Source organism: Flavobacterium sedimenticola (assembly GCF_030053345.1).
Classification (GTDB): domain Bacteria; phylum Bacteroidota; class Bacteroidia; order Flavobacteriales; family Flavobacteriaceae; genus Flavobacterium; species Flavobacterium sedimenticola.
The window spans coordinates 42,987-62,623 of the sequence record NZ_JASGBP010000001.1 but is presented as its reverse complement, the minus strand read 5'-3'; the positions used below and the strand labels follow the sequence as shown (position 1 = coordinate 62,623).

Here is a 19,637-nt window from a genome sequence, read left to right as displayed (position 1 = left end):
AAAAGTACTAAATAAATTGAAGCGAAAAGGCTATTTCTGCCGATGTTTACCTATTGTTCACCTTAAAATCAATGTGCTTCCAGCCAATTTTTCCCCGTTCCGAGTTCTACTTCCAGCGGTACAGCTAGCTTGAACGCGTTTTCCATTTCGTGCTTAATCATCGGTTTGATTCGCTCCAGTTCTGAGTTGTGCACATCAAAAACAAGTTCATCGTGGACTTGTAACAGCATTTTGGACTGCCAATTTTCGGTCGTCAGCTTCTTGTGAATGTTAATCATCGCAATTTTAATGATGTCAGCCGCACTTCCCTGGATGGGTGCATTCACAGCATTTCGTTCGGCGGCACCGCGCACCACGGCATTAGCCGAATTGATGTCTTTTAAATAGCGTCGACGGCCCGAAACTGTCTGTACATAACCGTTATGTCGCGCAAATTCAACTTGTTCCGACATATACGATTTGAGCTTCGGATAGGTTTTGTAATAAGCATCAATCAAAGCAGCGCTTTCGGAACGCGACAAGGAAGTTTGGTTGCTCAATCCAAAAGCCGAAACACCGTAAATGATACCGAAGTTCACCGTTTTGGCATTGCTTCGTTGTTCTTTAGTAACTTCTTCCAAAGGCACATGGAATACTTTAGCCGCTGTACTGCGGTGAATGTCTTCATGGTTTTGAAAGGCTTTAATCATGTTTTCCTCGCCTGATAATGCGGCAATGATTCGCAATTCGATTTGAGAGTAATCGGCAGAGAGCAAGGTGTAATTTTCGTTTCGAGCGATGAAAGCTTTACGGATTTGGCGCCCGCGCTCGGTTCGAATCGGAATGTTTTGCAAGTTCGGATTATTGGAACTCAAACGGCCGGTAGCGGCAACGGTTTGCATGTAATCGGTGTGTACGCGCTGTGTTTTCGGATCCACCTGATTGGGTAACGCTTCGATATACGTGCTTTGCAATTTCACCATTTGGCGCCAATCTAAAATATCTTTTACAATCTGATGTTCGTTGGCCAAATAACTCAACACTTCTTCCCCGGTGGCATATTGCCCGGTTTTGGTCTTCTTTTGTTTGGCTCCGCCGATTTTCATCTTTTCAAATAAAATAGCACCAAGTTGTTTGGGCGAGGCTAAGTTGAACTTCTCACCGGCCATTTCGTATATTTTGTGTTCCAGTGTTTTAATTTCGGTATCTATTTCGGTCGACATCGATTGTAAGAACGGAACATCCAAACGAATGCCTTCGGTTTCCATAGCGGCCAATACCGGAACTAATGGAATTTCGATTTCGTCAAACAGTTTTTTGGTGCCGACTTTCTCCAGTATCGGTTGAAAATGTGCGGCCAGTTGGAAGGTCACATCGGCGTCCTCAGTAGCGTATTCTTTAATATCTTCCAACGGCACATCGCGCATTGACAGTTGGTTTTTGCCTTTTTTACCGATAAGGGTTTCGATGGATTTGGGCGAATATTTCAAATAGGTTTCACTCAACACATCCATGTTGTGCCGCATATCGGGATTGATGAGGTAATGCGCAATCATGGTGTCGAATAATTTGCCTTTGACCTGAATACCGTAATGAGACAATATTTTAAGGTCGTATTTCATGTTTTGACCGATTTTTTCAATCGCCTCATTTTCAAAAAACGGTTTGAATTTATCTGCCAAAGTTTGGGCTTCTTCTCGGTTTTCGGGAAACGGCACATAAAAGCCTTTTCCTTTTTCAAAAGAGAAAGACATGCCTACCAGTTCGGCATTCAAAGCATCAATACCGGTGGTTTCGGTGTCAAAACAAACCGAAGTTTGATTCAATAGGTTTTGCAGCAATAATTTTACCGGTAAATCGCCTTGCACTGTTTGGTAATGATGCGGGGTATTTTCTAAAGTAGCATAGTACGAATGCGGTTTACTTTCGCCGTTGTCCTCATCCGAAAAACCAAATAAATCAAATTGGTCTTCATTCGATTTTTTAGTGGCCGGTTTTTTCACTGCTTTGGGTGCTTCTTCAGCGCTTTCACCATTGCCATTGGTTTCAATTTCGTCGTATTCTTTTCCGGTACCGAAAAATTTGTCGAATTGGGCTTTCATTTGACGGAATTCCAATTCCATAAATAAAGCATCGGTTTTTTCGACATCGGGTTTGGATAACGCAAAATCTTCAGCGTTAAATTCAACCGGACAATCCAACATAATACGGGCTAATTTTTTGGATAGAATACCGAGTTCTTTGTTGTTTTCAATCTTGTCTTTTAGCGCACCCTTGAGTTTGTCGGTATTCTCCAAAAGATTTTCCATGGTGCCGAACTCTTTGATGAGTTTTTTGGCGGTTACTTCGCCCACACCCGGAAATCCCGGAATATTATCGGCAGAATCGCCCATCATGCCGAGAAAATCAATCACCTGTTCCGGTGTTTCAATTTCAAATTTTTCCAACACTTCGGGCACACCCCAAATTTCGATGTCGTTTCCTAATCGCGCCGGTTTGTACATAAATATATTCTCGGAAACCAATTGGGCAAAATCTTTATCGGGCGTTACCATAAACACTTGATAGCCTTCTTTTTCGGCTTGCTTAGCGAGCGTACCAATCAAATCATCGGCTTCAAAACCCGCTTTTTCCATAATGGGAATGTGCATAGCGCGTAGTAATTCCTGAATATAGGGAACCGCAATTTTGATGGCTTCCGGCGTTTCATCGCGATGTGCCTTGTATTCCTGATACATTTCGTTGCGATAATCACTTCCGCCTTTGTCAAAAGCTACAGCCAAATGGTCGGGTTTTTCGCGCTTTATAACATCCATCAAAGAATTCATAAATCCGATGATGGCCGAAGTGTCCATTCCTTTGGAATTGATTCGGGGATTTTTGATAAAAGCGTAGTAGCCGCGAAAAATTAAGGCGTAAGCATCGAGAAGGAAAAGGCGTTTTTGTTGTGACATTTTGAAAAAAATTATAAAGCGTAAAGGTAACGAAACTTTGAGTTCCGAAGAACAGAAATATTTTAGTTAAAAATAGTTAAACAGCGCACAATTATGTTGGGTTTCTTCGTTATTTTGTTAAAAATTTTAAAATGTTTCGTTGGATTTTTTTCTTCCTGTTTATTGCTGTTGTTGAGGTTTATGCGTTTCAGGCTTTTAAAACCGTGACCAAAACCAAATGGATTTTGATGGCCTATCAGGTTATTTCTTTGGCGGCTGTACTGTATATTTTTTATCAATTTTCACAGTTTGATCGCAGGGTAGGTCAAAACAGCCGAACCTTATTTACGCTGGGATTATTATTGCTGTTGTTTATTCCGAAATTATTGCTCACCGGATTTATGTTGATGGAAGATGTGTACCGCGTATTTTCGGGATTTATCACCTATTTCATGGGCGATATCCAGAACAGGGATTTTTTGCCCGAACGAAGACGATTTGTGAGTCAGGTTGCTTTGGTCGTTGCGGCGATACCGTTTACGTCACTTTTATACGGAATGACCAAAGGGAAGTACAACTTCAGAGTGCTGAAACAGACTTTATTCTTTGAAGATTTGCCGGATGACTTTGACGGTTTCACCATCACCCAAATTTCGGATGTTCATAGCGGTAGTTTTGACGATCCGGAAAAAATAGAATATGCCGTGCATTTGATTAATCAGCATAAAACAGACATGATGGTTTTTACCGGCGATATTGTCAATACACACGCGACCGAAATGCATCCGTGGATTGATACCTTCAACAAAATTGAAAACCACGAGTACGGGAAATATGCCGTTTTAGGGAATCATGATTACGGGGAATATATCGATTGGCCTTCGCAACAAGCGAAAGATGAGAATTTTGAAGCCATCAAAGCATTATATGGTCAGATTGGATTTGACTTGTTATTGAACCAACACACCAAAATTAAAAAAGGAAATAGTGAGATAGCGTTGGTTGGCGTTGAAAATTGGGGCAAGAACTTTAAGCAAGCCGGAGATTTGGCCAAAGCTTCCGAAGGCTTAAGTGCTCAAGATTTTAAGATATTGATGAGTCACGACCCGAGCCATTGGGAATACGAAGTCAAGAATCATGAAAAACATTTTCAACTGACGCTTTCCGGTCATACGCATGGGTTGCAATTTGGGATAGAAATTCCGGGTCTAGTGCGCTGGAGTCCGGTGCAGTACGTATACAAACAATGGGCCGGATTATATGAAAATGTAGGTCGCTATATATACGTAAATCGCGGTTTGGGTTTTCATGCGTATCCGGGTAGAGTTGGAATTTGGCCTGAAATAACGGTTTTTGAACTAAAAAAAAGGGAAAAAGTAGCATAATTGGTTAAAAATGCTACATTTGTGGTTTAATATTTCTTTTTTTACTTTAAAAGAAACTAAAAATATTTTGGTTTTATGTCAAAATTCGGAGAATTAATCAATGCTCAAGTGCCTGTGTTAATTGATTTTTACACAGAGTGGAACGAGTCCTCAGTTTCTATGCATCCTGTAATCAGAGATGTAGCGGCAGCCTTGGGAGATAAAGCAAAGGTGATTAAAATTGATGTCGATAAAAATCAGGAGTTAGCCGATGCCTTGCGTATTAAAGGATTGCCAACTTTAATGATTTACAAAGACGGCCAAATGGTTTGGAGACAGTCCGGAGAGTTGGACGCCAACAGTATCATTGCTTTGGTTCAGGAGCAATTGTAATCCCGTCAAGCGGTGATGGTTCGTTTATTTTTGAACATACAAATCCCTTTTCTTGCAAAAATTCCAGCGTTTTAGGCAAAACATATTCTAAGTTTTTCCATGCTTTCACGCTGTCGTGAAACACGATTATACTTCCGTTTTCCACATTTTTTATTACATTTTCCAAACATTTTTCGGGTGAGACCGAGGCATCAAAATCCATGCTGATTACATCCCACATAATAATTTTATATCCTAAGTGGCGGAGCGCTTTGGCTTGTGCCCGTTTGATTTTGCCGTAAGGAGGTCGGAATAAGTGACCGGGTTCAGAATTCTGAAGGTGGTTGGCCATAGTAACCGAACATTTTTTGGTATTTTCAATGTAGTCTTCCAACGAAACTTTCCATCCTTTAAGATGGTTAAACGTATGATTGCCTATGGCGTGGCCTTGAGCCGTTACTTTTTGAAAAACAGCAGGATGTTTTTGAATATTATCACCGATGCAAAAGAAAGTAGCTTTGGCATTGTATTGTTCCAATTGATGCAACACCCATTCGGTAATTTCGGGAATCGGACCGTCATCAAAGGTGAGAAAGACTTCCTTTGAATCCGTAGGGATAGCCCAAATATAGTTGGGAAAAATGGTTTTAACGAAACGATTGGTTTTGACCCATAAACTCATAGGTTAAATATAAAAAAAATGTGCCAATTAGCGGTTTCCAATTGGCACATCTTAAGGTTTATAAGAGGATTATTCCAAATCCCTTCCAAATCGTGCAAATCGTTTTACATACGAGTTGAAAACAGGCTTGTTTTTGTTGTAAAATTCTAAGTCGCCACGGTCTTTCATCACAATTAACAGACTTCTGTACCGCTCGATATCGGTGATAATGTCGGTAGCAATTCCGTTTTGAATAGACGGTTGGATTCCGGCGTAATACGTTAGATTTTGCTTGTATTTGGTCATTAATTTTTCCAACAATTCTCGCGCTTTTGCTTTCTCGCCCACGGCATAATAACCACCGGCAAAAGGTTCGAGCATGGTGTAATAGCCGTAATAATCCATTGGCATTTTCGTGATGCCCAATTCGATGATTTTTTTGGCTTTGTCTGTTTTGTTTTCATTGATGAGTAACTCCATCAAACGCGCCATATTGGTGCGATACGAAATACTGTTTTTACGAGTTTCCGGGTCATGATAAATAGTGGTGAGCTCACCATTACCCCAAGTCCAATTCATGACCTGACGGTACATCTTTTCGCTGTCAATTTGCCCCATATCGTATGGGTTTTCTTTATCAACAGGCGTTTTAATCGGCACTAACTTATATACGAGACCGTCCAATTGAAGGTAATCTTTCATCCATAAATAATCGTCATCGCCAAAACTTCCACCGGTAAAATAGATAGGTCTTTCCCAATTGTTGTTGGCTATCACATCCAACATCATCAGGCGATTTTTGTACATAGCACTTCCTTTGATATCCAAATCAATATAAGGAACGATAGAATCGTAGTATTTAGGGGCTACTACTTTGTTTTTGATAATGGCATTTTTGTCTACCGGAATTCTGATTTTATTGGTAGGATAAAAATGAATGGTTTGTCCGTTAGGCAAGTCAAAAATGGATTTAGGATTTTTGATGAAATCGATGAACGATTTTATTTCCCAGCGGGCATCTGTTTTCGGAATATGAGCCACATAGTCCAATTTGTCACCCACGTACTCATGGTGTTCAAACGAAATCGGCAATCCTTCAGCTTCGTAGGTTTTGAATTTTGCCTGATCGATATTCCAATCGGTCATAAATAACTGGGTGTTGATGATTTTAACATCCGGTCGGATGCCTTCTATTTCCTGAGCATACCATAACGGGAAGGTATCGTTATCACCAATGGTAAAAATAATGGCGTTTTTGTCGCACGAGTTTAGGTAATTTATGGCCATAGCCGGAGCCGTGTAACGATTGGAGCGGTCGTGATCGTCCCAATTTTGAGACGCCATTAAAACCGGAACGCCCAATAAACATAGCCCAACAACGACAGGGCCGGTTATTTTGGATTTAATATAATCGCATACAATTTCGTAGATGGCATACACTCCAAATCCGATCCAAATGGCAAATACATAAAAGGAACCCACCAAGGCATAATCTCTTTCACGAGGTTCAAAAGGTCTTTCATTCAAGAATATTTTGAGTGCTATGCTGGTAAACAGGAACAGCGCCAATAAGACATAGAAACTTTTTAAGTCTCTTTGGGCATGGTACATCAATCCGATTAATCCAATGATAAACGGAATGAAATAATATACATTTCTTCCTTTATTGTTTTTGACATCATCGGGTAAGTTGGTTTGAGAGCCTTTGCCTAAGTGAATTTCATCGATAAATTTGATGCCGCTGATCCAGTTCCCGTCGAGATTGTCGTATTTTCCCTGAATGTCGTTTTGTCTTCCGACAAAATTCCACAATAAATAACGGCCATACATGTAGCCAAACTGGTATTCCACCATAAAGCTCAAGTTGTCCCAAGCGGATGGTTTTTCTACAATAATGTAATCACTGTATTTTTTCAGAAAATCAATGTAATCTTCTTTATCGACTTGTTTTTGGGCGTATGCTGTTTTAAAATCGGCTACGTTTTTTTGCATCAACTCCCGGAGTTGCTCAGCAGCTTGTGCTAACTGTTCCTCACTTAAGGTATCTACGTCAACATATTGCGGAAGCTCTGCCGCATAATCATAATTTGGGTTAAGCCTGAATTTCGGCACCCCGGTAAACTCAATATAATTTTCAATATGATCGGTACTCCATAATCGAGGTAAAAAGGCTTTATGATCATCGGCAGTATTTTGCTCGGCGTTTTTGTAATTGTTTACAATGACATATTTGCCAGTTTTATAATCTCTTTCATAGTTAGGAGCTTTGTCAAGATAAGGTTGTTCTTCATCTAAACCGGCAAACGTATCGGTGTATTGCGGACCGTAAAATAATGGATTCACGCCATACTGTTCACGGTTATAGTAGGCTAAAACCTCGGCCGCGTCGGAGGGTTTGTTTTCATTAATGACTACATTGGCATTAGCGCGGATGGGCAACATCATCCAGGTAGAAAAACCAATCAGTACAAACAGGATGCATAATAATGCTGTGTTGTAAAAAGGATGACCTTTCTCTCGAGTGTACTTCAAACCAAAATAGAAAAAAGCAACAATGAGTAACGCGGCAATGATAGTTCCGGAATTAAATGGCAATCCGATGCTGTTTACCATAAAGATTTCCATTTTTCCGAAGAATGCCAAAGTATAGGGTAATAACAGTTTGAAAATAAACAATAATATGGCCACAATGATAATGTTGGCGATGATAAAGTTTTTGACAGTTACCTTTTGGAAGTTTTTAAAGAAGTACAAGAAGCCTATAGAAGGAATGGTCAGCAAGGCCATGAAATGAACCCCAAACGAAAGCCCGATTAACAGTGAAATAAGCAACAACCAACGATTTCCTTTGGGTTTGTGCATGTCTTCTTCCCATCGCAAAGCCAACCAAAATAACAGCGCAATAAATAACGATGCCATGGCATACACTTCAGCTTCCACGGCACTCGCCCAAAAACTATCCGAAAAAGTGAAGGCCAGTGACCCTACAAAAGAACTCCCTAAAATGACAATAGCTTTATTTTTATCCAGTTCGGTATATGTTGAAACAATTTTTCGTAATAAAATGGTCGAAGACCAAAACATAAACAATATGGTGAAGGCACTTGAGAATACAGACATCATGTTTACCATCAACGCTATATTTTCTTTGCCAAAGGCGAACATCGCAAAGAAAGCGCCCAATAATTGATATAACGGTGCCCCCGGCGGATGACCTACTTCAAGCTTGGCTGCAGTTGAGATGTATTCGCCGCAATCCCAAAAACTCATGGTGGGTTCAACTGTTAAGGTATAGGTGATTAGCGCAATAGCAAATGTTGTCCATCCTAAAACGGTATTCCATTTGTTGAAGTTAAAATTCATCATATGTAAGAAATGAGAAGGGTTTGTTATCGGATACAAAGAAACTATTTTTTTTGACGCAATTAAAAGGGCATTAACAAAAAATTCTCATCCCAATAACAAATTAAGTACAAGTTTATTAGGATTATGAATAGACATCCTTCGTGACAATGATTTATTTTTTTCTAAGAATTGTTTGTGTAAAATAAAAATTGTTCTAAATTTGCACTCGCATTAAGCAAAACGCAGGTTCTTCGAACTTAGTATGTGATTGTGTTTAATGATTTAAATGGCCTATGGTGTAATGGTAACACTACGGTTTTTGGTGCCGTCTTTCTAGGTTCGAGTCCTAGTGGGCCAACAAAAAAGCCTCTCATTTGAGAGGCTTTTTTGTTTCTGTAACAGTTGGTTATATTTTAAAAGTCACCACCGGTCTTACGGCGTGATTTACCAGGTCTTCACTAATGCTTCCGTTAAAGAAGTGAGCCAATCCTTTTCGGCCATGCGTACTCATGCCAATCAAATCGGCATCGATATGATTCGCAAAGTTTAAGACCCCGTTTTCAACATTCACATCATTGTAAATGTTTGTGGAAAATTTATTGATGCTAAAGTTGGAAATGAAACTGTCCATGATATCTTTGGCAATATGCGTTGGTTTAAAACTGCTGGGGGTGTTAATCATAACCAGATGTAATTCGGCATTGAACTTATTGGCGAATTCCACTACTTTGGCAAATGGTTTTCGAATTTCATCTGAAAAGTCAGAAGCAAAAACAAACTTATTGACTTCAAAATCTCCGGCTTCTTTCTTGATAATCAATACCGGAATATCAGAGTTGCGAACAACTTTCTCAGCATTAGAACCAATAAACATTTCTTTGAAGCCGCTGGCACCATGAGAACCCATAACAATTAAATCAACATCATTTTTCTTGCTGATATTCATGATACCGTCAAAAGCCAATTCGAATTGTATGATTTCCGAAACTTTTATGCCGTCCAAACTCGGGTCGTCCATCAACTCTTCCAACTTGTTGATGGCGGCATTTTTAAACAACATAATCTCCGGCAAATCATGTCCGGAACCTACAGCATCACTGGCTTGATGTGGTAATTCCAACATGTGGAGAAGAAAAATTTCACCGTTGTTTTTTTTTGCAATTTGAGCAGCCACCTTAAGGGCGTAACCGGCGTGTTCCGAGAAGTCTGTTGGGACTAATATTTTTTTCATAATGGTAAAAAGGTATGTATTGGGTTGTAAATTATTAACAATATAAAGGTATTATTTTTTTTTGATTTGGCAAAGGTTTTTGATTTTTAAAAAAATAACTATATTTGCAGCGTTATTTACCATTCAAAATTAAATAATGAGGGAAGCATCGCTTCCCTCTTTTTATACAAGTATGACATTCAAAGAAAAAGTTGCTGATTTGTTAGAAAAAGGATTGCAGGAAAAGCCTTCGCTGTTTCTTGTAGACTTAACCATTACAGACAGTTACAAAATAATGGTTACCTTGGATGGCGATAATGGCGTATCTTTACAAGATTGTATTGATATCAGTCGGGCCATCGAGCACAATTTAGACAGAGAAGAGCAGGATTTTTCACTTGAAGTGGCTTCAGCCGGAGTGTCAACGCCCTTAAAATTGGTCAGACAGTTTAAAAAAAATATAGGCCGAACACTCAAAGTAAAAACAGCCTCCGAAACTATCGAGGCTACGCTTATTGAAGCTTCGGATGATTACATCACGCTTTCGTGGAAGGCGAGAGAGCCCAAAAAAATAGGCAAAGGAAAAGAAACGGTTGAGCACCAACGGGATATTCCTTATGCAGACATAAAAGAAGCAATTGTTATAATAATATTTTAATAAAAACAGACATGGAAAATATTGCATTAATCGAATCATTTTCAGAGTTTAAAGATGATAAACTTATTGATCGAGTAACGCTTATGGCGATTTTGGAGGATGTGTTCAGAAACGCATTGAAGAAAAAATACGGTTCTGATGACAACTTTGATATCATTATCAATCCCGACAAAGGAGATATGGAGATTTGGAGAAATCGCGTGGTGGTCGCTGATGGTGAGGTGGAGGATGAAAACCAACAAATTGCCTTGTCTGAAGCGCGTAAAATTGAGCCCGACTTTGAAGTAGGAGAAGATGTATCCGAGGAGGTGAAATTAATCGATTTAGGTAGAAGAGCCATTTTAGCATTGCGTCAAAATTTGATTTCCAAAATTCACGAACACGACAACACCAATCTTTATAAACAATTTAAAGATTTGATAGGTGAAATTTATACTGCCGAAGTGCATCATGTTAGACCAAGAGTTGTAATTTTGGTGGATGATGAAGGAAACGAAATTGTATTGCCGAAAGAAAAACAAATTCCGTCCGACTTCTTCCGTAAAGGAGACAATGTGCGCGGAATCATTGAAAGCGTTGAGTTGAAAGGCAATAAGCCTCAAATTATCATGTCGAGAACGGCGGATAAATTCCTGGAAAAATTGTTCGAGCAAGAAATTCCGGAAGTTTTTGACGGTTTGATTATGATTAAAAAAGTAGTACGTATTCCGGGCGAAAAAGCCAAAGTAGCCGTAGATTCGTATGATGACAGAATTGATCCGGTTGGCGCTTGTGTGGGAATGAAAGGTTCTCGTATTCACGGTATTGTTCGTGAGTTAGGGAACGAAAATATTGACGTAATCAATTACACCAACAACATTCAGTTGTATATTACCAGAGCGTTAAGCCCTGCCAAAGTATCTTCGGTTAAAATTGATGAAGAGAAAAAAAGAGCTGAAGTATTCCTTAAATTGGAAGAAGTATCTAAGGCTATCGGTCGCGGCGGACACAATATTAAGTTAGCCGGATTATTAACCGGTTATGAGTTGGATGTGATTCGCGAAGGCAGCGCTATCGAAGAAGATGATGTTGAATTAACAGAGTTCTCCGATGAAATCGACGGATGGGTAATTGATGAGTTTGCTAAAATCGGTTTAGATACCGCTCGCAGTATCCTGAATCAAGATGTGGCTGATTTGGTGAGAAGAACCGATTTGGAAGAAGAAACTATTTTAGAAGTAATAAAAATATTGAAAGAAGAGTTCGAGGACTAATCTTTCGCCACAACACATCAACCATAACATTAAAAACATTTTATGTCTGAAGGAAACATTAGAATTAATAAAGTTTTAAGGGAATTAAATATTTCTTTGGAAAGAGCTGTAGATTATCTGAAAGATAGAGGGATTGCTATTGAAGCAAGTCCGAATACAAAGATTTCCGACGAAGTGTATAATATTCTTTGTGGCCAATTTGCAGGAGACAAAGGGAACAAAGAAGCTTCTAAAGGCGTAAGTGAAGAAATCAGAAAAGAGAAAGAAGCGCTTCGTTTAGAGCGTGAAAAAGAAATTGAAGATAAGCGAAAGCAAGAAGAGGAACGTCAACGGTTGGAGCTTATCAAGGCTAAAGCGGTGGTAACCGGTCCGAAACAAGTCGGTAAAATTGATTTGGAACCTAAAGCGCCGGTGGCACAGCCAACGGAAAGTTCTACTGAAGAACCCAAAGAAAAGAAAAAAGAAGTTGTTGAGGAGAAAACCGAGAAGGTAAGTGCACCAAAAGAAGTTCTTGTAAAAGAAGAAACGACAGCCGATGAAACTTTTACCACACAGTATCAAAAATTATCGGGAACTACTTTAACAGGTCAGGTCATCGATTTATCACAGTTTGAAAAGCCTAAAAAGAAAAAAGAGGATTTCAAAAAAGATGCTAAAGCCAATACCGCTACTCCTAATGCGGCGGCAGGACAAAATGCGAACAGCAATAAAAACAAAAGAAAAAGAATTGCGCCAAAGCCCGGAGAACAAAGACCGGCAGTTGGCGGTGCTCAAAATAAAGACGCTAAGTTTGGCGGAAAACCCGGATTCCAAAAGGGTAACCGTCCCGCGATAGTACAAAAAGTAGAGCCAACAGAAGAAGAAGTTAAAAACCAAATCAAAGAAACGCTAGAGCGTTTACAAGGAAAAGGAAACAAATCCAAAGCAGCCAAATACCGTCGGGACAAACGTGATTCTCACCGTCAGCGTTCTGAAGAAGAAATGCAGGCATTGGAAGAAGGAAGCAAAATTCTGAAAGTAACAGAATTTGTGACCGTCGGAGAAATTGCAACCATGATGGATGTGCCGATTACCAAAGTTATCGGAACGTGTATGGCCTTGGGAATCATGGTTACCATGAACCAGCGTTTGGATGCGGAAACCTTGTCTATTGTAGCCGATGAGTTTGGCTATGAAGTAGAGTTTATCACTACCGATATTGAAGAAGCGATTGAAGTGGTGGAAGACAAACCGGAAGATTTAGTTCACCGCGCGCCTATTGTTACCGTTATGGGTCACGTAGATCACGGTAAAACATCATTACTCGATTACATCCGTAAAACGAATGTTATTGCCGGGGAATCGGGAGGAATTACCCAACACATCGGTGCTTACGGAGTAGAGTTGGATAATGGGCAATCGATTACGTTTTTAGATACACCGGGTCACGAAGCCTTTACGGCTATGCGTGCTCGTGGGGCTCAAGTGACCGATATTGCCATCATTGTGATTGCAGCGGACGACGATATTATGCCGCAAACCAAGGAAGCAATCAGTCATGCGCAAGCGGCCGGAGTTCCCATGATTTTTGCTATTAACAAAGTGGATAAACCGGCGGCTAATCCGGAAAAAATTAAAGAACAATTGGCCGGTATGAATTTGTTAGTAGAAGATTGGGGTGGTAAGTACCAATCCCATGATATCTCTGCAAAAGCCGGAACCGGTGTAAAAGAATTGCTGGAAAAAGTATTGTTGGAAGCGGAGTTATTAGACTTGAAAGCCAATCCGAAAAAACCTGCTGTCGGAACCGTAGTAGAGGCTTTCTTAGACAAAGGAAGAGGTTATGTGTCTACAGTTTTAGTACAAGCCGGTACTTTGAAAGTGGGAGATTATGTATTGGCGGGTAAAAATCACGGTAAAATCAAAGCAATGCACGATGAACGGGGTCATAACGTGACTACGGCCGGACCATCAACACCTATCTCTATTTTAGGTTTGGACGGAGCGCCAACTGCCGGAGATAAATTCAATGTTTTCGAAGACGAAAGAGAAGCAAAACAAATTGCCGCCAAACGTACGCAATTATTACGCGAACAATCGGTGCGTACCCAAAAGCACATTACATTGGCCGAAATTGGTCGCCGTATCGCTTTGGGTCAGTTCAAAGAGTTAAATATTATCTTAAAAGGAGATGTAGACGGTTCGGTAGAAGCCTTATCGGATTCCTTCTCCAAACTATCTACTGAAGAAATTCAAATCAGAATTATTCATAAAGGCGTTGGAGCGATTACGGAATCTGACGTATTGCTAGCCTCGGCCTCCGATGCGATTATTATCGGATTTAACGTGCGTCCTTCCGGAAATGCCAAGCAATTGGCCGATAAGGAGGAAATCGATATCCGAAACTACTCGATTATTTACGATGCCATCGACGACTTGAAAGACGCCATGGAAGGTATGTTGTCACCGGAATTGAAAGAAGAAATTACCGGAACTGCCGAGATTCGGGAGACCTTTAAAATATCTAAAGTCGGTACTATCGCCGGTTGTATGGTCACCGATGGTAAGATCTTCAGAAACTCTAAAATTCGTCTTATTCGCGAAGGGGTAGTTATTTACACCGGAGAATTGGCCACACTGAAACGCTTTAAAGATGATGTGAAGGAAGTGTCCAAAGGATATGACTGTGGAATGCAGATTAAGAACTACAACGACATTCACGAATATGATGTTATCGAAGCTTTCCAGGAAGTGGAAGTGAAGAAAAAATTGAAATAAAAAAAGGCCCCGATTTTGGGGCCTTTTTTTATTTGTTTGGCTTTATCAGAAAAGCATTGGGATATCTTTTTTTGAGTAACTCTAGGTTTTTTTCAGCTTCAATTCGAGTTTTAAAATTGCCGACCCAAACTTTGTATTGGGGTGTACTAAAGACGATGGTTGCATCAAGAGTTTTATATTCCTTTTTAAAATCAATCAACGTTTTTTTTGAATTTTCACTATCTCCGTTAAAAATCTGAATTTTGTAGCGATCATTGATAGTAATTGAGCTGTTTATCTTTCTTTTTTCATTTAAAAGCTGCTCAAACTTCGGGTCTTGATGTAAGGTTACTTTTTCCTCCTGACTCCGGCTTTTTTGTGTAAAAAAAAGCAGGGATAAAGTCAAGTAAAACAGCTTTGTTTTGGTCAAAATGGTCATAATGATTTGATTTTTATACAAATGTAAAACTTAAAAAATTAAACAAGACACAATTTGTTATTTAGAATTGATATAAATTGTTATTTAAGATATATTTAAGGTTTTGATAATAGTACATAAGTCGTATTTTTGTGCAAGTTTTTAATAAAGTGTCGGTTTTTAGCTCAAAAGCAATCGTTAAAAATCGTGCCAAAATTAGTCGATAATCATTATACTATATGAAAAAAGTGGGTAACCATAATTCGATTTCAAGGAAAATAGTCTTTAGTTTAGCGTTAATGCTAACATTCTCCTTCACTTCTTTTTCACAAACTACACCACCGGCCACTGATGCCGCTGCTGCTCCTGCAGCTGCTGCAACTGCTCCTGCAGCCGGAACGGGTGACGCTGCAGCCGGTAAAGCTTTGTTTGGCGCCAACTGTGCGGCTTGTCACGCTTTGGATAAAAAGATGACCGGACCGGCACTGAGAGGTGTGGCGGCTAAGTACGACAAAGAATGGTTGTACAAGTGGATTAACAACAGCTCTGCTTTGATTAAATCCGGTGATGCCAAAGCAATCAAAATTTTTGAAGAAAACAACAAAGCCGTAATGACTGCTTTCCCGCAGTTGTCTACAACAGATATTGATAATATCATTGCGTATACTTCTGAGCCTAAGGCGGAAGTTAAAGCGCCTGGAGTTACTCCGGATGGAAAAGGAGCTCCGGTTGAAGAAAGCGGTCTTTCTAACAATGTTATTCTTGGCGCATTGTCCTTGGTGATGTTGATGTTGGTTGTCATGTTGTTCTTTGTGAATAATGTGTTGACTAAAGTGGCTAAAGCTAACGGAATCCAAGTGGCTGAGAAAGAAAGTTCAGTTTCTTTGTGGAAAGCATTTGCTAGAAATCAATTTTTGGTATTGGTGGCTTCCATCTTCCTTTTGTTGGCCAGTGGTTACTTTGTATACGGTTGGATGATGCAGGTTGGTGTAGATCAGGATTACGCTCCGATACAGCCGATTCACTATTCGCACAGAGTTCATGCCGGGGTTAACGGTATCGACTGTAAATATTGTCACTCTGCAGCCAGAGTAAGTAAAAATGCCGGTATTCCGTCCTTAAATGTTTGTATGAACTGTCATAAAAATATTTCTGAGGTTTCGGATACTACCAATACAGACGGTTACGGAAAGCCGTTTTACGATGCTCAGATTCAAAAATTATATGATGCAGTAGGTTGGGATAAAGCTACTCAAAAATATACCGGAAAAACACAACCTGTGAAATGGGTGCGTATTCACAACTTGCCTGATTTTGCATATTTCAACCACTCACAGCACGTTACCGTTGCGGGAATTGAGTGTCAAAAATGTCACGGACCGGTTGAAACCTACGAAGTTCAAAAACAATTTGCTCCTTTAACAATGGGTTGGTGTATTAAGTGTCACCGTGAAACTGATGTTAAGATGGAAGGCAATGCTTACTATACTAAAATTCACGAAGAGCTTTCCAAAAAGTACGGTGTAGAGAAATTAACTGCAGCGCAAATGGGAGGTTTAGAATGTGGTAAGTGCCACTATTAATCAATTATTAAGAAGCTAATATTTATATACGATGTCATCGAACAAAAAATACTGGAAAAGTGTTGAGGAGCTAAACGAAAATAGTTCTATTGTTGAGACGCTTAGAAATAATGAATTCGTAGAAGAAATTCCGACAGATACCTTTCTGTCTGACAAGGATTCGTTGTCTTCTTCCTCAACAACTCGTCGTGATTTCTTGAAATACGTTGGATTTAGTACTGCGGCGGCTACTTTAGCAGCTTGTGAAGGTCCGGTCCACAAGTCAATTCCATATGTTTTACAACCGGAGCAAATCATCCCGGGTGTGGCTGATTTTTACGCCACTACCATGTTTGATGGTTTTGATTTTGCTAATTTGTTGGTAAAAACAAGAGAAGGGCGCCCAATCAAAATTGAGAATAATACGTTGGTCGGTGCTAAATTCACCGCTAATGCCAGAGTGCATGCTTCTGTATTGTCGATGTACGACAATATGCGTTTGAAGGTGACTAAGATAGATCAAAAAGACGCCACTTGGGCGGCAGCTGATTTGAAAATAAAGGCGAGTTTGGCCGACGCTAAAGCAAAAGGGGGACAAGTAGTATTGTTAACCGGTACACTAGCCAGTCCTTCTACCGAAAAATTAATTGCCGAGTTTATTGCTCAAAATCCAACCGCTAAGCACGTGGTTTATGATGCTGTTTCCGAATCAGCCGCTCTAGATGCTTTCGAAGCAGTTTACGGCGAGCGTGCTTTGGCGGATTACGATTTTTCAAAAGCGGCTACTATTGTTTCTGTAGGTGCTGATTTCTTAGGTGATTGGCAAGGCGGCGGTTATGATGCCGGATATGCTCAAGGCAGAATCCCTCAAAAAGGAAAAATGTCCAAGCACTTTCAGTTTGAAGCGAACATGACCTTGTCGGGTGCTGCTGCTGATAAGCGCGTACCTATGACGGTGGCTGCTCAAAAGCAAGCGCTTGTTAAAATATACAGCATAGTGACCGGTGCTAGTGTGGCTATCGGGAAAATAGCGAATGAAGATGTAGTAGTTAAGGCTGCCCAACAATTAAAATCTGCCGGAAGCAAAGGCGTATTAGTGAGCGGTATTCAAGACAAGAACGCTCAATTATTAGTGTTGGCTATCAACCAAGCTTTGGCTAGTGAGGCTTTTTCAACTGCAGGAACTCGTCAAATCCGTAAAGGTTCTGATGCTAAAGTGGCCCAGTTGATTGCTGACATGAATGCCGGTAGTGTACACACTCTAATTATGAGTGATGTGAATCCGGTATATACATTAGCTAACAGCAAAGAATTTGTTAGCGGTTTGAAAAAAGTAAAATTATCTGCAGCATTTTCATTAAGAGAAGATGAGACGGCTTCAGTAACCAATATTGCCATCCCTGCTCCCCATTATTTAGAATCTTGGAACGATTTGGTGTTGACTAAAGGAACCTATTCTTTAGTGCAACCTACTATTCGTCCGTTGTTCAGTTCTAAACAATTCCAAGAAGGGTTGTTGTCATGGACAGGAAACAGCGCTTCTTTTTACGATTATATCAAAGCCAACGCAGCAGTCTACTTAAACGGCATGACATGGAATAAGGCTTTACATGATGGTTTAGTAGTTGGCGCTCCGGTTCCGACCACGGCGGGTTCAGCGGATTATACAGCTGCAGCTAATGCTTTAGCACAAGCCAAATCAGAAGGCGAATTCGAATTGGTTTTATATACCAAAACCGGTCTTGGTGACGGACAACAAGCGAACAACCCATGGTTGCAAGAGTTCCCGGATCCGATTACCAGAGTGTCTTGGGATAACTATATTACGATTTCAAGAGCGGATGCTGAGAAGAAACAATTAACCAATGAAATCGTTGCCAATGGTGGTCTTAACGGAAGTTATGCTACTGTAAAAGTAGGTAACGTTTCCGTAACGGCTCCGGTGATTATTCAACCGGGACAAGCTCCGGGTACTATTGGTTTGGCTTTAGGTTACGGTAAAAAAGCCGGACTTAAGGAAGAAATGCAAGTAGGAGTTAATGCGTATGCGCTATACAATAATTTCAATAATGTTCAAGCGGCTTCCTTAACCAAAGCTGCGGGAGAACACGAATTTGCTTGTGTGCAATCACAAAAAACATTAATGGGTCGTGGCGATATTATTAAAGAAACCACGCTTACAGTGTTTACGGCTAAATTCGATGAACCGGATGTTTGGAACCCAACACCGAAAGTATCTCTGGATCACAAAGAAGTAGAAGCTACTTCAGTAGATTTATGGGAGTCTTTTGACCGTTCGGTTGGACATCATTTTAATTTATCAATCGACTTAAATGCTTGTACCGGATGTGGCGCTTGTGTGATTGCTTGTCATGCCGAAAACAATGTACCGGTAGTCGGTAAGTCGGAAGTAAGAAGAAGTCGTGATATGCACTGGTTGCGTATCGACAGATACTATTCATCAGAAGAAACGTTTGAACAAGATAACGAGAAAAAAGAAAGCTTTAACGGACTATTTGGTGACAAAGGTTCGTTGGGCGGATTCGGTCAGATGGAAAGTCCGGCCGATAATCCTCAAGTAGCTTTCCAACCGGTAATGTGTCAACACTGTAACCACGCACCATGTGAAACTGTTTGCCCGGTTGCCGCTACTTCTCACGGACGTCAAGGTCAAAACCAAATGGCTTACAACCGTTGTGTGGGAACGCGTTACTGTGCGAACAACTGTCCGTACAAAGTACGTCGTTTTAACTGGTTCTTATACAACAATAATGATGAGTTTGATTTCCACATGAATGATGACTTAGGACGTATGGTGGTGAATCCTGATGTGAACGTTCGTTCACGTGGGGTTATGGAGAAATGTTCAATGTGTATCCAAAAAACACAGTTGACTATCTTAACAGCCAAACGCGAAGGAAGAGAAGTGGCTACCGACGAGTTCCAAACAGCATGTTCGGCTGCTTGTAGCAGTGGTGCTATGGTCTTCGGAGATGTGAACAACAAAGAAAGCCAAGTGGCTAAGTTAGCAGAGAGCAACAGAATGTACCATTTGTTGGAGCACGTAGGAACTAAACCAAATGTATTCTATCACGTTAAAGTTAGAAATACCTAGTATCAAATAGTAATTAATTAAGAAACAATAT

General features: G+C 40.2%; 12 protein-coding genes and 1 tRNA gene. 8 read left to right on the top strand and 5 right to left on the bottom strand.

Annotated elements, in window-relative coordinates; all coding sequences use genetic code 11:
• Positions 1-68 precede the first annotated feature (68 nt).
• Positions 69-2,933, bottom strand: a complete 2,865-nt coding sequence (gene polA, locus QHT84_RS00230; RefSeq protein WP_283237525.1) for a DNA polymerase I — start codon at positions 2,931-2,933, stop codon at positions 69-71.
• Positions 2,934-3,064: 131 nt separating this feature from the next.
• On the opposite strand from polA, the gene QHT84_RS00225 reads away from it, so the two are divergent.
• Both QHT84_RS00225 and QHT84_RS00220 read left to right on the top strand, forming a co-directional pair.
• On the top strand, positions 3,065-4,297 hold the full coding sequence (locus QHT84_RS00225; protein WP_283237524.1) for a metallophosphoesterase: 1,233 nt from the start codon (positions 3,065-3,067) through the stop codon (positions 4,295-4,297).
• Between the two features lie 75 nt (positions 4,298-4,372).
• The gene (locus tag QHT84_RS00220) at positions 4,373-4,669 is read left to right on the top strand and encodes a thioredoxin family protein (protein ID WP_283237523.1); all 297 of its coding nucleotides are present in this window, start codon (positions 4,373-4,375) and stop codon (positions 4,667-4,669) included.
• Here QHT84_RS00220 and QHT84_RS00215 read toward each other — a convergent pair.
• Both QHT84_RS00215 and QHT84_RS00210 read right to left on the bottom strand, forming a co-directional pair.
• A complete protein-coding gene (locus QHT84_RS00215) occupies positions 4,641-5,330 on the bottom strand; it encodes a polysaccharide deacetylase family protein (RefSeq protein WP_283237522.1) in 690 nt (229 codons plus the stop codon). The genes QHT84_RS00220 and QHT84_RS00215 overlap by 29 nt on opposite strands.
• Positions 5,331-5,399: 69 nt before the next feature.
• Positions 5,400-8,675 carry a glycosyltransferase family 117 protein gene (locus tag QHT84_RS00210; RefSeq protein WP_283237521.1) on the bottom strand — a complete coding sequence of 1,092 codons (3,276 nt, stop codon included), beginning with the start codon at positions 8,673-8,675 and terminating at the stop codon, positions 5,400-5,402.
• A 266-nt stretch (positions 8,676-8,941) separates the two neighbouring features.
• Here QHT84_RS00210 and QHT84_RS00205 point away from each other — a divergent pair.
• Positions 8,942-9,012, top strand: a tRNA-Gln gene (locus tag QHT84_RS00205).
• Positions 9,013-9,060: 48 nt separating this feature from the next.
• Here the strand turns inward: QHT84_RS00205 and QHT84_RS00200 are convergent.
• Positions 9,061-9,885 (bottom strand): universal stress protein, encoded by an 825-nt coding sequence (locus tag QHT84_RS00200; RefSeq protein WP_283237520.1) that lies wholly within the window; start codon positions 9,883-9,885, stop codon positions 9,061-9,063.
• A 172-nt stretch (positions 9,886-10,057) separates the two neighbouring features.
• On the opposite strand from QHT84_RS00200, the gene rimP reads away from it, so the two are divergent.
• From rimP to infB, 3 genes are read left to right on the top strand one after another with little or no spacing between them, the layout of a single operon-like run.
• Complete coding sequence (gene rimP, locus QHT84_RS00195) at positions 10,058-10,522, top strand: ribosome assembly cofactor RimP (protein WP_283237519.1); 465 nt, start codon at positions 10,058-10,060, stop codon at positions 10,520-10,522.
• 11 nt (positions 10,523-10,533) lie between these two features.
• Complete coding sequence (gene nusA, locus QHT84_RS00190; protein WP_283237518.1) at positions 10,534-11,775, top strand: transcription termination factor NusA; 1,242 nt, start codon at positions 10,534-10,536, stop codon at positions 11,773-11,775.
• A 42-nt stretch (positions 11,776-11,817) separates the two neighbouring features.
• Positions 11,818-14,532: a translation initiation factor IF-2 gene (infB, locus tag QHT84_RS00185; protein WP_283237517.1), complete on the top strand. Its 2,715-nt coding sequence runs from the start codon at positions 11,818-11,820 to the stop codon at positions 14,530-14,532.
• A gap of 28 nt (positions 14,533-14,560) precedes the next feature.
• Here infB and QHT84_RS00180 read toward each other — a convergent pair whose 3' ends face one another.
• A complete protein-coding gene (locus tag QHT84_RS00180; protein WP_283238296.1) occupies positions 14,561-14,950 on the bottom strand; it encodes an SPOR domain-containing protein in 390 nt (129 codons plus the stop codon).
• 218 nt (positions 14,951-15,168) lie between these two features.
• On the opposite strand from QHT84_RS00180, the gene QHT84_RS00175 reads away from it, so the two are divergent.
• Together QHT84_RS00175 and QHT84_RS00170 are read left to right on the top strand one after the other, a co-directional pair.
• Complete coding sequence (locus QHT84_RS00175) at positions 15,169-16,512, top strand: c-type cytochrome (protein WP_283237516.1); 1,344 nt, start codon at positions 15,169-15,171, stop codon at positions 16,510-16,512.
• Positions 16,513-16,543: 31 nt separating this feature from the next.
• Positions 16,544-19,606: a TAT-variant-translocated molybdopterin oxidoreductase gene (locus QHT84_RS00170; RefSeq protein WP_283237515.1), complete on the top strand. Its 3,063-nt coding sequence runs from the start codon at positions 16,544-16,546 to the stop codon at positions 19,604-19,606.
• The last annotated feature ends 31 nt before the right edge of the window (positions 19,607-19,637 follow it).

Bases quoted from the DNA above. Each gene is read 5' to 3' on its own strand.
- polA (WP_283237525.1), bottom strand. From the start codon at position 2,933: ATGTCACAACAAAAACGCCTTTTCCTTCTCGATGCTTACGCCTTAATT.
- QHT84_RS00225 (WP_283237524.1), top strand. From the start codon at position 3,065: ATGTTTCGTTGGATTTTTTTCTTCCTGTTTATTGCTGTTGTTGAGGTT.
- QHT84_RS00220 (WP_283237523.1), top strand. From the start codon at position 4,373: ATGTCAAAATTCGGAGAATTAATCAATGCTCAAGTGCCTGTGTTAATT.
- QHT84_RS00215 (WP_283237522.1), bottom strand. From the start codon at position 5,330: ATGAGTTTATGGGTCAAAACCAATCGTTTCGTTAAAACCATTTTTCCC.
- QHT84_RS00210 (WP_283237521.1), bottom strand. From the start codon at position 8,675: ATGATGAATTTTAACTTCAACAAATGGAATACCGTTTTAGGATGGACA.
- QHT84_RS00200 (WP_283237520.1), bottom strand. From the start codon at position 9,885: ATGAAAAAAATATTAGTCCCAACAGACTTCTCGGAACACGCCGGTTAC.
- rimP (WP_283237519.1), top strand. From the start codon at position 10,058: ATGACATTCAAAGAAAAAGTTGCTGATTTGTTAGAAAAAGGATTGCAG.
- nusA (WP_283237518.1), top strand. From the start codon at position 10,534: ATGGAAAATATTGCATTAATCGAATCATTTTCAGAGTTTAAAGATGAT.
- infB (WP_283237517.1), top strand. From the start codon at position 11,818: ATGTCTGAAGGAAACATTAGAATTAATAAAGTTTTAAGGGAATTAAAT.
- QHT84_RS00180 (WP_283238296.1), bottom strand. From the start codon at position 14,950: ATGACCATTTTGACCAAAACAAAGCTGTTTTACTTGACTTTATCCCTG.
- QHT84_RS00175 (WP_283237516.1), top strand. From the start codon at position 15,169: ATGAAAAAAGTGGGTAACCATAATTCGATTTCAAGGAAAATAGTCTTT.
- QHT84_RS00170 (WP_283237515.1), top strand. From the start codon at position 16,544: ATGTCATCGAACAAAAAATACTGGAAAAGTGTTGAGGAGCTAAACGAA.